Source organism: Sphaerisporangium sp. NPDC004334, from assembly GCF_053602655.1.
The window spans coordinates 108,541-122,008 of record NZ_JBSGDZ010000022.1 but is presented as its reverse complement, the minus strand read 5'-3'; the positions used below and the strand labels follow the sequence as shown (position 1 = coordinate 122,008).

The following is a 13,468-nucleotide window of genomic DNA, read 5'->3' as shown; positions in this document are numbered from 1 at the left end:
CTCATCGGGCTCACCAGCCGAACCGGCGCAGACCGTCTTCCAGCGTCTCGACGATCTTCTGCCCGGTGAGGAAGGAGTCGGGCGTCGAGCGGCCGGTGATGAACGGGTAGTCGACGATGACCGAGGTCTCCTTGCCGAAGTTGCCGTGGTAGCGGCCTTCGGGGCCGGTGGCGTCTCGCAGGATGTACTCCAGCGGGTACGGCGGCGGCCCCATGTTGAAGTCGGTGCCGAGGAAGCCGGTGCCGTCCTTGTAGTCGTACTCCTTGCAGTGGCCGGTGACGTGCTTGCCCCAGATGATGCTCTTGCGGTCCTCCCAGTCGCGGGCGAACGCCAGGCACGCGACGCCGTAGCACTCGGCGGCCACCGGCTTGCCGGCCTTGAGGAAGCCGAGGATCAGCGCGTGGACGCGGCCGTTGTTGGCCAGGTCGACGATGGGGCCGCTGCCGCCGACGATCAGCATGGTGTCGAAGCCGTCGATGTGCTCCGCCAGCCTGTCCAGCGTCCTGTTGTAGGCCTCAAGGGCGTGCAGGTAGTCGTCGTCGCTGACGTAGGGGCGCTCGGGCACCACGGCGGAGATGTCGAGGGGGTGGTCCAGCCGGTCGGAGTCGTCCAGCTCGCGCACCAGCTTGGCGACCTCGGGCGTGGTGACCGAGCGGCCGAGCGGCGGGTCGAGGTAGTCGGGGTCCATGCTCGGCGGCAGCGCGTGCGGGCGCCCGCCGGTGGGCGTGGCGAAGACGACCTCGTATCCGCGCTGGTCGAAGTGGGTGAGCGGACCGAGCAGCTCCTCCCCCCAGTAGCCGTGCTCGGACAGCAGCACCAGGACCTTCCTGCTCATCGCTCCTCCTGCGGGCCGATGATCCAGTTCTCCCGGGTGGTGAGGGAGAACACGTGCGCGGGGTCGGCGACGGCGTCGAGCGCCGGGGCGACCTTCTCGGTGAAGTACGGGGAGGCCAGCGCGGCCTCGGCCGCCGCGACGTCGTCGAACCAGATCTGCTCGACGCTGTCGAAGGACGCCTCTCCGAAGGTGTAGAAGCCGTCCCTGGTGTGGGCGTGCAGGTGGCGGCGCACCCCGGGCAGCCCGCTGACGATCGGGGCGTACTCCGAGAGCGTCCGCTCGCGGTGGTCGGCGAGGTCCTGGCCGGGCCGGCGCTTGATCAGCGTGGTGACCTTGACCCAGGACGGGGCGGCCTCGGTGAGCGGCGGGCCGGGGACGATCTCGTGGGCGTCGGTGTCCAGCACGATGGTGAGCCAGAACGCCGCCCAGTTCGGCTCGTCGAGCCGCGCCCCGTGCAGGAACTCCTCGGTCTGCAGCGAGGCGAGCTGCTCCTGCTCGTTGGCCAGCCAGATCTCCGCCATGCCCTGGTGGGGCAGCGCCGGGCGCCCGCGGTCCGCCGTGGACGGGACGCGCGAGTCGATCAGGTAGCGGCGGATCTGCGGGATTTTGGCGGCGAACTTCACCGCGTGGACGTTGACCCAGTAGTCCTGGAACTCCTGTGCGGTCATGCCTGGCTTCGGGGCGGCCAGGATGAACTGGTGGATCATGCGATCTCCTTTTCGCCAGGGATCTTCACTGGGACGATCGCAGCGCCGTTCGGCCACCGTCAAAGCAGAAACCATTACTTCTCGACATAGCGCATTGAATCCGCCGTTAAAGTCAAGTCACCTGGCAATCGGGAAATATCGGCTTATCCTCGGTCGGTCTTCGCCGCAGGACGGCCAACTGACAAAGTGCCCGGCGAAAGCGCGGCGATTATGGCCACCGCGGGCGGCCGGGCCTACTGTCCAGCTCAACGGATGCCTTACCGAAAGGTGGCACATGAAAGGCGAGCTGACCGCGGCGGTGCGCCGCGGCGCCGTCGGAGAGATCCGCGACCTGCTGAGCGCCGGCGCCGATCCCGACGAGCGCGACACCGACACCGGGCTCAACGTGCTCATGATCGCTTCCGGCCGCGCGGACGCCCCCGCCGTGCGGGCGCTGCTCGACGCGGGGGCCGACGTCTTCACCACCGACGCCAAGGCCGGGGCGACCGCCCTGCACAAGGCCTGCCAGGGCGGCAGCGCGCAGGTCGTGCGCGACCTGCTCGGCGCCGGCGCCTTCGTCGACGCCGTCGCCGCGACCACCGGCCACACCCCCCTCATGGACGCCCTGTGGTTCAAGTGGCCGGGCATCGTCGAGGTGCTTCTGGACCACGGCGCCGGACTCAACCTGTCCACGCACTACGGCTTCTCGATGAAAGAGCACTTCGCGTACGAGCTGAACGTCAACACCTTCGGCAAGGAACGCCTCATCGAGTCCGACAAGCTGCTGCGCGCCCGGCAGGAGTCCGACGACGCGGCGGCGGCCGGGCACGCCCTGATGAACGCCGTCACCGGCGGCGACCTGGCCAAGGTCCGCGAACTGCTCGCCGAGGGATTCCCCGTCGACACCCGCTGGCCGATGGTCAACGGCTTCAACGACGACCACACCGCGCTGCTGGTGGCCTGCCGCGACGGGCACACTGAGATCGTCGCCGAGCTGCTGGCCGCCGGGGCCGACGTCAACGCCGTCGAGCCGACGTTCGGCGCCGTCCCACTGCACAAGGCCGTCTACAACGGGCACGCCGACATCACCAGCCTGCTGGTCGCCCACCCGGAGGCCGACCTGGCCTTCCAGGGCGCGACCAACGGCTACAGCCCCCTGCACGACGCGCTGTGGCACGGCTACGCCGAATGCGCCCGCATCCTGGTCCAGGCCGGCGCGCCACTCGGCCTGACCGGCCACGACGGCAAGACCCCGCTCGACCTCGCGCGCGAGGTCCTCGGGGACGATCACGAGGTCACCGTTCTCATAGCGGGAGGCGGCAATGCGCGACACTGAGGCCCTGGTCGTCGGCAGCGGGTTCGGCGGCGCCATCGCCGCGCTGCGCCTGGCGGAGGCGGGCGTCCAGACGCTCGTGCTCGAACGCGGGCGCCGCTGGCCCATCACCGACGCGCACGACACCTTCGCCACCTACGACAGCCCCGACGGCCGGGCCGCCTGGCTCAGCCCGGTGACCGTCGCCCCGGCCCAGGAGGGCCTGCCCATCGACGTCTACACCGGCGTGCTCGAACGGGTCAGGGGCGAGGGCATCGACGTCCTGGTGGGCGCGGGCGTCGGCGGCGGCTCGCTGGTCTACAACACCGTCCTCTACCAGCCCCGGCGCGACCTGTTCGGCCGGGTGTTCCCCTCCTGGCTGAGCTACGACGAGATGGACGAGGTGTGGTACCCCAAGGTCCGCGAGGCCGTCGGGGTGTCCACCATGCCCGCCGACGTGCTCGCCCACGAGCGCTACCGCGGCCAGCGGGTGCTGCTGGAGGAGGCCGCCGCCGCCGGGATGACCGCGCGCCTGTTCGAGCTGGGCCTCGACTGGGACGTCATCCGCGCCGAGCTGGCCGGCGTCGTCCCCGCCTCGCAGATCGCCGGCCAGGTCTGGTACGGCGCCAACAGCGGCGCCAAGCGCAGCCTGGACCGCACCCACCTGCCCAGGGCCGAGGCCACCGGCAAGGTCGAGGTGCTGCCGTTGCACCAGGTCACCGACGTGCGCGAGAACGGCTCCGGCTACCTGGTCACGGTGGACGAGCTCGACGACAACGGCCGCGTCATCGCCCGCAGGGACATCCACACCAAGCACCTGTTCCTGGCCGCCGGGTCGGTCGCGACGACCAAGCTGCTCGTCCGCGCCCGCGACACCGGCGCGCTGCCCAAGCTGGCCGACTCCGTCGGGACGCGCTGGGGCGCCAACGGCGACCTGGTCATCATCCGGAGCGGCCTGCCGCCCACCGGGCCGAGCGAGGGCGGCCCGGCGGGCGCGGTGCTCGAAGACCTGGACAACCCGGTCGCGCCCATCGCCATGGCGGCCATGCCCATCCCCCAGGCCAAGATGCCCGAGGGCTTCATGGGCCTCATCGGCATGGGCCTCGGCCCGGCGAAGGGCACCTTCTCCTACGACGGGCACACCGACACCGTCGGCCTGACCTGGCCCAAGGACGACCCCGAGGCGACCGTCATCGCCGACGGCGCGCGCGCGGCGTTCGAGCGGCTCGGCACCGGCAAGATCGAGGCCATCGACGCCGGCCTCACCGGCCACCCCTGCGGCGGGGTCCCCCTGGGCCTGGCCACCGACGAGTACGGCCGGGTGAACGGCTACCCGGGCCTGTACGTCGTGGACGGGGCGCTCCTGCCGGGCGGCAGCGCCGCGTGCACCAACCCCGCCCTGACCATCGGAGCGCTCGCCGAACGGGCGCTCGCCGCCATCATCCCCGACATCGTGGAGGAATAGACACCGATGAGCAGTCCCAAGCACGCGGCGCTGGTGACCGGCGGTTCGAGCGGCATCGGCCTGGCCGTGGCCGGCGCGCTGGTCGCCCGCGGGCACGCGGTGACCATTCTCGGCAGGGACGAGGGCAGGCTGCGCCACGCCGCCGACCGGCTCGGCGCCGAGGCCGGCCGAGGGGACGGGGCCGTGCACACCGTGGTGGCCGACGTCGCCCAGCCGGCCGCCGCGCACGCCGCGGTCGCCGCGCACATCGAGCGCTGGGGGCGGCTCGACGTGCTGGTGAACAGCGCGGGCCTGCTCGCCGCCGGGCCCTTCGAGTCCTACAGCACGACCACCATCACCGAGGTGCTGGAGGTGGACCTGCGGGCCACCATCCTGTTCTGCCAGGCGGCGCTGCCCTACCTGCGCAAGGTCGCGCGCGAGGGGCGCCCGCTCATCGTGAACATCGCCTCCATCTCCGGCAAGCGCGCCGACCCCGGCTTCTCGCTGTACTGCGCGGCCAAGTTCGGCGTGGTCGGCTTCACCGCCGCCCTGCACCAGGAGCTGGCCGGCGAGGGCGTCGGCGCGTGCGCGATCTGCCCGGGGCTGGTCGACACGCCGATGGCCGACTGGGCGCGCTCGTGGGCGTCGCGCGCGTCGATGCTCCGCCCCGAGGACATCGCAGGCGCCGTCATCCGCCTGCTCGACATCCCCGCCGGCCAGGTCCCCGCCGAGCTCGTCCTGTCCTGAGCTCCCCTGTCCCCCTTTCCGCCCCCTCCCCGAGCACGGCACCCGGTCGTCCCCGCCGGGTGCCGTGCTCGCCCCGTCTGGCGTGGTGCCGGGTCCGGGCGGGAGGACCGTCGTAGGCTCGGAGCGCCCCGCCCGGCGGCGCTCCACCGAGGAGGTTCGTGAGCACCGGACGCTCTCCCACGCTGCGCTATCTGGCCGGCTCCACCGAGGCGACGCACGCCTCGTGGCTGGAGCTGTTCTTCGACCTGGTCTTCGTCGCCGCCGTCTCCGAGCTGGCACGCCTGCTGCACGGCGACCTGACCTTCCATGGGCTCCTGGTGTTCTGCGCGCTGTTCGTCCCGGTGTGGTGGGTGTGGATGAGCTTCGCTTACTACGCCGACCTGTTCGAGACGGACGCGACGCACTTCCGCATCGCCCTGCTCGCGGGGATGTTCGGCTCGCTGGTGCTGGCCAGCACGATCGGCGTCGCCATCTCCCCCGACGGCCGCACGCTGGACGGGGCGCACGGGTTCGCGCTGGCCAACGCCGCCCTCCAGGCCATCCTCGTGGGCCTGTACTGGTACGCGCGCCGCGCCGCCCGCGCGCCGGGGACCGCCCCGGACGCGCCCGGGGCCCCGCGCCCCGGCGCCGGCCGGGACGCCCCGCAGAGCCCCCCGCAGAACGCCGCGCTGCGCCAGCTGTGCGGCATCTACGTCGCGGGGTTCGGCTGCGGCGGCGCCCTGTGGCTGGCCTCGGTGGCCGTGTCGGCGCCCTGGCACCTGGCGCTGTGGGCGCTCGCGCTGCTGGTGGAGATCGCCACGCCGTTCGTGGCGTACCTGACGGTGGCCTCGCCGCCGGCGCACGCCTCCCACCTGCCCGAGCGGCTCGGCCTGTTCACGCTGATCGTGCTCGGCGAGTCGGTGCTCGCCGTGGCCTGGGGCGCCCGGGGCGCCCCCTCGACGCCGAGCGCGCTGCCCGTCGCGTTCTTCACGTTCGTGATCGCCGCGTGCCTGTGGTGGGTGTACTTCGAGCACGTCGACCACCGCGTCATCATCAACGCGCTGACCAGCGGGCGCTCTTCGCTGGTGCGCGGGTTCGCCTACGGGTACGGCCACCTGCTGATCTTCGCCGGGCTGGCGGCCACGGCCGTCGGGTCGGAGGCCCTCATCGAGCACGCCGCCGAGGCGCACATGCCGGCCGGCGCCGGCCTCGCGCTCACCGGCGGCGCCGCGGCGTTCCTGCTGGCCACGACCGCGGCGCACCTGGTGATCCGCCGGCCGCTGGCCCGCAGGCTGGTCGCGGTCCGCGTCGCCGCCGCGCTCGGCGCCCTGCTGCTGGGCCTTTCCTCCACATCGTTCTCACCGCCGGCCGAGACGGCGGCGCTGGCCGGCCTGCTGGTGCTGCTCACCTGGGCCGAGGTCAGGCATCGGCGGGAAGCGCCCGGCACGACGTAGGCGCCGCGCCGTCCTCCTCCGCCGTCGCTGCCGCCCCCGGGGAGGCCGGCGGCCCGGGCAGCCGCACCTGGAACCGCGTGTCGCCGGGGCGCGAGCGCACGGTGATGGATCCCCGGTGCCGTTTGGTGACGATGCGGTGCGACAGGTGCAGGCCGAGCCCGGTGCCCGCGCCGATGTCCTTGGTGGTGAAGAACGGCTCGAAGACGCGCGGCAGCACGGCGGCGTCGATGCCGGGGCCGGTGTCGGCCACCTCGACCAGGACGCACCCGCCCTCTCCGCGCACGCTGACGCGCAGTTCGCCCCGCCCTCCCATCGCGCCCGCCGCGTTGTCCACCAGGTTCGTCCACACCTGGTTCAGCTCGGTCGGGTAGCCGGGGACGCGGGGCAGCGGGGGGGCGTAGTCGCGCACGACCGTGATGCCGGCGAGCTTCGGGCGCAGCATCGCCAGCGTGGACTCAAGGCCCTCGCGCACGTCCACGTCGGTCTCCGGCGCGCGGTCCAGGTTGGTGTACTCCTTGGTGTTCCTGACGATCGCCGAGACCCGCGTGCCGGCCTCGCGCACGTCCATGACGCACGAGCGGATGCGCAGGCTCTCCGACAGGTAGCGCAGCGCGGCGGGGAGACGGGCGTCGAACACCCGCGCCCCGAGGTCGTCGAGCCAGCCGGTGTCCAGGCCGCGCTCGGCCAGCAGGGGCGCGAGGGCGGACCCGTCGCCGAGCCCGTGGTCCTCCAGCCAGTCCTGCAGCTCCTCCTCCAGCAGGCTCACGCCGAGCGCGTCGCCGGGACCGCTGCCGCGCGGGCGGGCGAGCCAGTCGCGCCGAGCGGCCGCGAGGGCCGCGCGTTCCGCCTGCTCCGCCGTCTGGCCCCAGGTCTCCGCCGCCGCCTCCAGCTCCTCCACGGCGTCGTCCAGCTCGCCGATCGCGCGGATCACGGCGGAGGCGGGGTTGTTCAGCTCATGGGCGATGCCCGCGGCCAGGGTGCCGAGCGAGGCGAGCGTCGAGCGGCGGCCACCGCTCACGATCATGTCCTGCGCGCGCAGCGCCAGGACGGGCACCACCATCTCCGACACGCGCGGCGCGCGCACCAGCATCTGCAGGAAGGTGTCCCGGTCGTAGAGGGCGACGCGGCTGTGGCCGACCGAGGTGGCGGTGGCCAGGTAGGCGTCGCCGGCCAGGACGCACAGCTCGCCGGTGAAGGTGTGGGCGAGCATGGCCCGCTCCTCCGCGCCGTCCCGGGTGGAGTGGCGGGCGAGCACCTCGTCCCGGTCGTCGACCACCTTGGAGATGAGCAGCTCGCCGTCGAGCAGGACCACGAAGAAGCGCGCGGGGGCGCCCTCGGCGAACAGCACCTCGCCGTCGCCGAGCTCGCGTGAGCGGCCGCTGTCGGCCAGCCATCGGTACTGCTCCCCGGTCAGCCCGTCGAACAGGGGATGCGCGCGGAGTTCGTCCGGAAGGAGATCTGCTGCGCCCATGGGCGGGCTCCTCTCGGGGCAGGTGCGGCCTTCGGCCCTACGGCTCCCAGGCCAGGTGTGTCGGAGCCTCGCACCGGCGTCGGCGGGCGGTCAAAGGATCCGGGCGCACTTTGTCGGGTACGCGCGCTCGCGCGAGGCGGCGGAGACCCGATTCGCGGGACTAAATCAGGTTCACGATGGCCCGCCCGGGGCGCGTACCTACGCTGAAGGTCTCGATTGGAGCACGTCCCGATTCTGGAGGCCGCCATGGCCTGGTGTTCCCCCGTGGACGAGGAGGACGGACAGACGTGAGCGACGAGACGGGCAAGCCGGTCATCCTGGCCGTGGACGACGATCCGCAGGTGCTCAGGGCCGTACGGCGGGACCTGCGCGCCACCTATTCCGGCAGTTACCGCATCCTCGGCGCCGCCTCAGGCAAGGAGGGCCTCGGCATCCTCGACGCGCTGGACGAGCGCGGCGACGATCCGGCGCTGTTCCTGGTGGACCAGCGGATGCCCGAGATGGCCGGGGTGGAGTTCCTGCTGGAGGCGGGGGCGCGCTACCCCGAGGCGCGGCGGGTGCTGCTCACCGCCTACGCCGACACCGACGCGGCCATCACCGCGATCAACCGGGTCCGGCTGCACCACTACCTGATGAAACCCTGGGACCCGCCGCAGGAACGGCTGTTCCCCGTGCTGGACGACCTGCTGTCGGACTGGCTGGCCGCGCACCGGCCCGCCTACCGGGGCATCAAGGTGGTCGGCATCCCGGTCTCGCCGGCGACCCACGCCGTGCGGGACTTCCTGACCCGCAACGAGCAGCCGTTCCGCTTCCTGGACGTCGACGCCGACCCCGAGGCGCGGCTGCTGGCGGAGGGCCGGCGGGAGGCGCTGCCGCTGGTCTTCTTCGCCGAGGGCGACCACCTGGCCGCGCCGAGCGCCGCCCGGCTCGCCGAGCGGCTGGGGCTGCCCACGGCGGCGGCGCGCCCGCACTACGAGACGGTCATCATCGGGGCCGGCCCCGCCGGGCTGGCGGCCGGGGTGTACGCGGCCTCGGAGGGGCTGTCGACGCTCATGGTGGACTCCGACGTGCCGGGCGGGCAGGCGGGCACCTCCAGCCTGATCGAGAACTACCTGGGCTTCCCCACCGGGCTGGCCGGCAGCGACCTGGCCCGCAGGGCGGTCTCGCAGGCGCGCAGGTTCGGCGCCGAGCTGCTGTACCCGGTGGAGGTGACGGCGCTGCGCCGCGCCGACCCGGCGCGGGTGATCACGCTGGCCGACGGCACCGAGATCAGCGCCGAGACCGTGCTGCTGTCCATGGGCGTGTCCTACAACCGGCTCGACATCCCCGGCGCCGACCGCTTCGCCGGGGCGGGCCTGTACTACGGCGCGGCCACCACCGAGAGCCAGTCGTGCACGTCGGAGCATGTCCACGTCATCGGGGGCGCCAACTCGGCGGGGCAGGCGGCGCTGCACTTCGCGAAGTACGCGCGCCAGGTCACCATGCTGATCCGGGCCGCCTCCCTGGAAGCGGGCATGTCGCAGTACCTGGTGGACGAGATCCGCAGGACGCCCGCGATCGAGGTCCGGCTGGGCACGCGGGTGGTGGAACTCGCCGGTGAGGAGCATCTGGAGCGCATCACGCTGGCCGACGTCGCCACCGGCGAGACGACCGAGCAGGAGGCGCGCTTCGTCTTCACCTTCATCGGCGCCCGGCCGCGCACCGGGTGGCTCGACGGCGTGGTGGAGCGCGACGACCACGGCTTCCTGCCGACCGGCTCGGACATGCCCGCGGGCGCGTGGAGCCTGGAACGCGAGCCGTACCCGCTGGAGACCAGCGTGCCGGGCGTCTTCGCGGCCGGCGACGTGCGCGCCCGTTCGGTCAAGCGGGTCGCCTCGGGCGTCGGCGAGGGCGCGATGGCGGTCGCCCTGATGCACCGCTATCGCTCCGGCACCTGATCCCCCAAAAGCCATATCACAATCGGCCGATCGATCTTTAGAATTCACATACTTTAAACGCGGAACATATTGTCAGCCGGGAGAGATCGCAGCGACAATGTGTACATGTCGGATATTTTATCGGGCAAGGTGGCTCTGATAACCGGGGCCAGCAGTGGAATCGGCGCGGCGGCCGCGCGGGTATTCACCCGCGAAGGCGCCGCCGTCGTTCTCGTCGCACGGCGAGAACGCGAATTGGGCGACCTGGTGGACGAATTACGGGGAAAGGGTTTCGAGGCCGTCTACGCGGTGGCCGACGTGACCCGCCCCGAGGACGTCGACCGGGCCGTCTCCACGGCCGTCCGCGAGTACGGACGACTCGACATCGGCTTCAACAACGCGGGGCTCGGTGTGGAGCGTTCCCCGATGCACCTGCTCGACGACGCGGTGTTCGACGCCGTCATCGACGTCAACCTCCGCGGGGTCTGGCACTGCATGCGCCGGCAGATCAGCCAGATGCTGGTCAACGGCGGCGGCTCCATCGTCAATACCAGCAGCGTCGGGGGTCTGGTCGCCACGCCGGTGGGGGCGCCGTACGTCACCGCCAAGCACGCGGTCATCGGGCTCACCAAGGCCGCCGCCGCGGAGTACGCGGGGCAGCGCATCAGGGTCAACGCGATCGCGCCGGGGACGACCAGGTCGGAGATGATCGACGCCTGGTTCGCCCTGCGGCCGGAGATGGAGGAGCTGCTGCGGGCGGCGACCCCGCAGGGCAGGACCGCCGAACCCGAGGAGGTGGCCGAGGCGGCCGCCTGGCTCGCCAGCGACCGCGCGTCCTTCGTGACGGGCGCGACGCTGCCGGTGGACGGCGGCTACACCCTGGTGTAGTCCGGCACGGGGCCGGTGGAGGCGGCCCCTGCGGGATCGAACCGGGAGAGCCGGTCGGGCGGCACGATGCCCGGCAGCATCAGGCGCCAGAAGTCGGTGAGCCGCTCGTGCAGGTCGCGGCGGCGCGTCACGGCCTGCGAGACGATCTGGGCGCCGGTGAAGGCGGCGACCACGGTGGCGGCGGCGGCGTCCACGTCGACCTCCGGCCGCAGGTCGCCCTCTTCACGGGCCTTCAGCAGCAGGTCGCGCGCGCCGTCCTGCCACATGACGTGGGTGGTGAAGTCGCCTCCGGAGAACGTGCCGTGCTCGATGGCCAGGCGCACGCTCGCCCGTGAGATGACGTTGTCCAGCAGGTCGCGGGCGAAGCCGTGACAGGCGTCGATGAGCACCTGCAGGGCCGCCGACTCGCCGGACACCAGCGTGGAAAGGAGGGTCTCGTCGGCGGCCAGAATCGCCCTGGCCAGTTCCTCCTTGGAGGCGAAATGGAAGTAGAGCGCGCCTTTGGTGACTCCGCAGCGCTGGAGGATCTCGGCCATCGTCGTCGCCGCGTAGCCGCACTCCTCGAACACCTCGGCCGCGCCTTCGAGGATGCGCTGTCTGGTGGCCCGCGCACGTGCCTGTTTCGCCATCGCGGAAGTGCTTCCTCCTAAAAAAAACCGGTCGGTCGGTATTCTACGCCCTCGACCCCCTCGAGGGCAGCAGCTCTAGAGAGGTGGTACCCCATGGCTACACCCGATGTGCTGGATTTATCCGCCGATCCAGCACTTTTTGAGCAGACCGTCCCTCGGCAGTTGGTCCATCGGAGCGCGGTGTCCGAGGTGATGATCACCGGTTGGCGGGCGCTCGACGAGAAGACCTCCGTGGTCGCGGCCCAGTGGCCCCGGGCCCACGGCTTCTACGGACCGGCCGGGGGATGCCACGACCCGCTGCTGGCCGCCGAGACCATCCGCCAGGCGGGGCTCGTGGTGAGCCACGCGCAACTGGACTGCCCGCTCGACCGCCGTTTCCTCATGTGGGACCTGTCCTATGAGGTGAATCTCGCCGGTCTGGCCGTCGGCACCGGCCCCACCGACCTGACACTCCGCTTCACCCGCAGCCAGGTGCGCCACCGGGGACGCACGCTCGCCGGGCTGCGCGGGCACGTCGACTTCTACCGGGACGGGCGGCTGGTCGGCATGGGCGAGGGCAGCTTCGACTGCGTGTCCCGGGCGGCCCACGACCGGCTCCGCGCGCCGAGCCTGGCCGGCCGGCCCGCGCGGGACCGGCCGCTCGCCGACCCGGTCGACCCGCGCCTGGTCGGCCGGGACCGGCCCTTCGACGTCGTCCTCGGCGTGCCTCTCGACCGCACGCCCGAGGAGGGAGCCTGGCCGCTGCGAGTGGACCCCGCGCATCCGGTGCTGTTCGACCACAGCCTCGACCACATCCCCGGCATGGCCCTCATGGAGGCCATGCGGCAGGCGGCGCTCGCCCTCACCCACCCGCTGCCGCTCACCCCCGTCAAGATGTACGCCACCTTCACCCGGTACGTGGAGCTGTGGGGCGCCGCCGTCGTCCGCGCCCGCGTGGAGGGGGAGGCGAGCGGCGGCGAGGTGCCCGTCCGGGTCTCCGTCGAGCAGGACGGCGAGGTCGCCGCCGCCGGCCTGGTCTACGCCGGCCCGATCCCCTCCAGTGCCGTGACCGCCTAGGCCCGCCGGGTCGGCCGGGTGGCTCGATGCCCGGCACGCCGGGCGGCGACGTACCTCAAGGTGCTCCCTCCGGAACCGCCCGCCGGTAGCGGCCGGCCAGCGCGCGAATCTCCGCGAGGAGTTCGGGCGGCCCGGTGACCTCGAAGTCGGCACCGAGCATGCCGAGATAGCAGGCCAGCATCCGCGGTGTGTCCGAGCCGACCTCGGCCACGCAGGCGTCGTCGCCCAAGGGTTCCACCCGGACGCCGGACGGCAGCCGGTCGCGCACGTGCTCGGCCGGTGCGCGGACCGTCACCCGCGCCCGGCACTGCCAGGTCGCCGTGGCCAGGCCGGTGGCGACATGGCCGACGAGGTCACCGCCGGGATGCTCACGCGGGGTGAACCGCGGGCCGTTCGGTGTCAGCAGCCGCAGCCGGTCCACCCGGAAGGTGCGCCAGTCGGATCTCGCGACGTCCCATCCGACCAGGTACCAGCGGCCCCGGCTGTGCGCGAGCCGGTGCGGCTCGACCTCGCGGCGGCCGGTCGACCCGTCATGACCGACGTAGTCGAACCGGAGCCGCTCGTGGTCGCGCGCGGCCGCCGCGATCGCGGTGAGCGTATCGGCGTCCGCGCGGGGGCCCGCGTGCGGAAGCGGGACGAGGTAGGCGCGCAGGTCGCTCACACGACGGCGAAGCCGTGAGGGCAGCATCTGTTCCAGCTTGGTCAGGGCACGCAGCGCCGCCTCCTCGATGCCGGTGACCGCTCCCTGTGTGGCGCCCACCCGCAGCCCGACCGCGACGGCGACCGCCTCGTCGTCATCGAGCAGCAGCGGCGGCAACTCCGCACCCGCCCCGAGCCGGTAACCGCCGGTGACGCCCCTGATGCCCTGCACCGGATAGCCGAGACCACGCAGGCGTTCCACATCATTGCGCACGGTGCGCGCGGTGACGCCGAGACGCTCGGCCAGCTCTGGTCCGCTCCAGTCCCGCGGCGTCTGCAACAAGGAGAGCAGCCGCAGCAGTCGTTGTGCCGTGTCCGACATATTTCAAGTCTGCCCGGATACAGGAACGGG

12 protein-coding genes are annotated in these 13,468 nt (G+C 72.4%); 7 read left to right on the top strand and 5 right to left on the bottom strand.

Annotated elements, in window-relative coordinates; translation table 11 throughout:
• Positions 1-10 precede the first annotated feature (10 nt).
• Positions 11-835, bottom strand: coding sequence for a type 1 glutamine amidotransferase domain-containing protein (locus ACWEN6_RS27840; RefSeq protein ID WP_354838543.1), 825 nt, complete (start codon positions 833-835; stop codon positions 11-13).
• On the bottom strand, positions 832-1,542 hold the full coding sequence (locus ACWEN6_RS27835; protein WP_452574221.1) for an EthD domain-containing protein: 711 nt from the start codon (positions 1,540-1,542) through the stop codon (positions 832-834). The genes ACWEN6_RS27840 and ACWEN6_RS27835 overlap by 4 nt, the downstream gene beginning before the upstream one ends.
• 274 nt (positions 1,543-1,816) lie before the next feature.
• On the opposite strand from ACWEN6_RS27835, the gene ACWEN6_RS27830 reads away from it, so the two are divergent.
• The 4 genes from ACWEN6_RS27830 to ACWEN6_RS27815 all read left to right on the top strand — a co-directional run bounded on the left by ACWEN6_RS27830 (position 1,817) and on the right by ACWEN6_RS27815 (position 6,457).
• Positions 1,817-2,857 (top strand): ankyrin repeat domain-containing protein, encoded by a 1,041-nt coding sequence (locus tag ACWEN6_RS27830; RefSeq protein WP_452574219.1) that lies wholly within the window; start codon positions 1,817-1,819, stop codon positions 2,855-2,857.
• Positions 2,844-4,298, top strand: a complete 1,455-nt coding sequence (locus tag ACWEN6_RS27825; protein ID WP_452574217.1) for a GMC family oxidoreductase N-terminal domain-containing protein — start codon at positions 2,844-2,846, stop codon at positions 4,296-4,298. Before ACWEN6_RS27830 ends, ACWEN6_RS27825 begins: the two co-directional genes overlap by 14 nt.
• 6 nt (positions 4,299-4,304) lie before the next feature.
• Positions 4,305-5,024, top strand: a complete 720-nt coding sequence (locus ACWEN6_RS27820) for an SDR family oxidoreductase (RefSeq protein ID WP_452574215.1) — start codon at positions 4,305-4,307, stop codon at positions 5,022-5,024.
• Between the two features lie 158 nt (positions 5,025-5,182).
• Complete coding sequence (locus ACWEN6_RS27815) at positions 5,183-6,457, top strand: low temperature requirement protein A (RefSeq protein ID WP_452574213.1); 1,275 nt, start codon at positions 5,183-5,185, stop codon at positions 6,455-6,457.
• On the opposite strand, the gene ACWEN6_RS27810 is transcribed toward ACWEN6_RS27815, so the two are convergent.
• Positions 6,423-7,928, bottom strand: a complete 1,506-nt coding sequence (locus tag ACWEN6_RS27810; RefSeq protein ID WP_452574211.1) for a sensor histidine kinase — start codon at positions 7,926-7,928, stop codon at positions 6,423-6,425. The two genes, ACWEN6_RS27815 and ACWEN6_RS27810, sit on opposite strands and share 35 nt — an antisense overlap.
• Before the next feature lie 287 nt (positions 7,929-8,215).
• Between ACWEN6_RS27810 and ACWEN6_RS27805 the strand changes: the two genes are divergently transcribed.
• Together ACWEN6_RS27805 and ACWEN6_RS27800 are read left to right on the top strand one after the other, a co-directional pair.
• On the top strand, positions 8,216-9,865 hold the full coding sequence (locus ACWEN6_RS27805; protein WP_354838522.1) for an FAD-dependent oxidoreductase: 1,650 nt from the start codon (positions 8,216-8,218) through the stop codon (positions 9,863-9,865).
• A gap of 129 nt (positions 9,866-9,994) precedes the next feature.
• Positions 9,995-10,732, top strand: a complete 738-nt coding sequence (locus tag ACWEN6_RS27800) for an SDR family NAD(P)-dependent oxidoreductase (protein WP_452574209.1) — start codon at positions 9,995-9,997, stop codon at positions 10,730-10,732.
• On the opposite strand, the gene ACWEN6_RS27795 is transcribed toward ACWEN6_RS27800, so the two are convergent.
• Positions 10,717-11,361, bottom strand: a complete 645-nt coding sequence (locus ACWEN6_RS27795) for a ScbR family autoregulator-binding transcription factor (RefSeq protein WP_354838516.1) — start codon at positions 11,359-11,361, stop codon at positions 10,717-10,719. The two genes, ACWEN6_RS27800 and ACWEN6_RS27795, sit on opposite strands and share 16 nt — an antisense overlap.
• Positions 11,362-11,454: 93 nt before the next feature.
• On the opposite strand from ACWEN6_RS27795, the gene ACWEN6_RS27790 reads away from it, so the two are divergent.
• Positions 11,455-12,417, top strand: coding sequence for a ScbA/BarX family gamma-butyrolactone biosynthesis protein (locus ACWEN6_RS27790; RefSeq protein ID WP_452574207.1), 963 nt, complete (start codon positions 11,455-11,457; stop codon positions 12,415-12,417).
• A gap of 55 nt (positions 12,418-12,472) precedes the next feature.
• Here the strand turns inward: ACWEN6_RS27790 and ACWEN6_RS27785 are convergent, their stop codons facing one another.
• Positions 12,473-13,438 (bottom strand): helix-turn-helix transcriptional regulator, encoded by a 966-nt coding sequence (locus tag ACWEN6_RS27785; protein ID WP_452574205.1) that lies wholly within the window; start codon positions 13,436-13,438, stop codon positions 12,473-12,475.
• Between the last annotated feature and the right edge of the window lie 30 nt (positions 13,439-13,468).

What these genes read in the sequence shown, in the direction of transcription:
- ACWEN6_RS27820 (WP_452574215.1), top strand. Translation starts at nt 4,305, where the DNA reads ATGAGCAGTCCCAAGCACGCGGCGCTGGTGACCGGCGGTTCGAGCGGC.
- ACWEN6_RS27835 (WP_452574221.1), bottom strand. Translation starts at nt 1,542, where the DNA reads ATGATCCACCAGTTCATCCTGGCCGCCCCGAAGCCAGGCATGACCGCA.
- ACWEN6_RS27795 (WP_354838516.1), bottom strand. Translation starts at nt 11,361, where the DNA reads ATGGCGAAACAGGCACGTGCGCGGGCCACCAGACAGCGCATCCTCGAA.
- ACWEN6_RS27790 (WP_452574207.1), top strand. Translation starts at nt 11,455, where the DNA reads ATGGCTACACCCGATGTGCTGGATTTATCCGCCGATCCAGCACTTTTT.
- ACWEN6_RS27830 (WP_452574219.1), top strand. Translation starts at nt 1,817, where the DNA reads ATGAAAGGCGAGCTGACCGCGGCGGTGCGCCGCGGCGCCGTCGGAGAG.
- ACWEN6_RS27825 (WP_452574217.1), top strand. Translation starts at nt 2,844, where the DNA reads ATGCGCGACACTGAGGCCCTGGTCGTCGGCAGCGGGTTCGGCGGCGCC.
- ACWEN6_RS27810 (WP_452574211.1), bottom strand. Translation starts at nt 7,928, where the DNA reads ATGGGCGCAGCAGATCTCCTTCCGGACGAACTCCGCGCGCATCCCCTG.
- ACWEN6_RS27840 (WP_354838543.1), bottom strand. Translation starts at nt 835, where the DNA reads ATGAGCAGGAAGGTCCTGGTGCTGCTGTCCGAGCACGGCTACTGGGGG.
- ACWEN6_RS27785 (WP_452574205.1), bottom strand. Translation starts at nt 13,438, where the DNA reads ATGTCGGACACGGCACAACGACTGCTGCGGCTGCTCTCCTTGTTGCAG.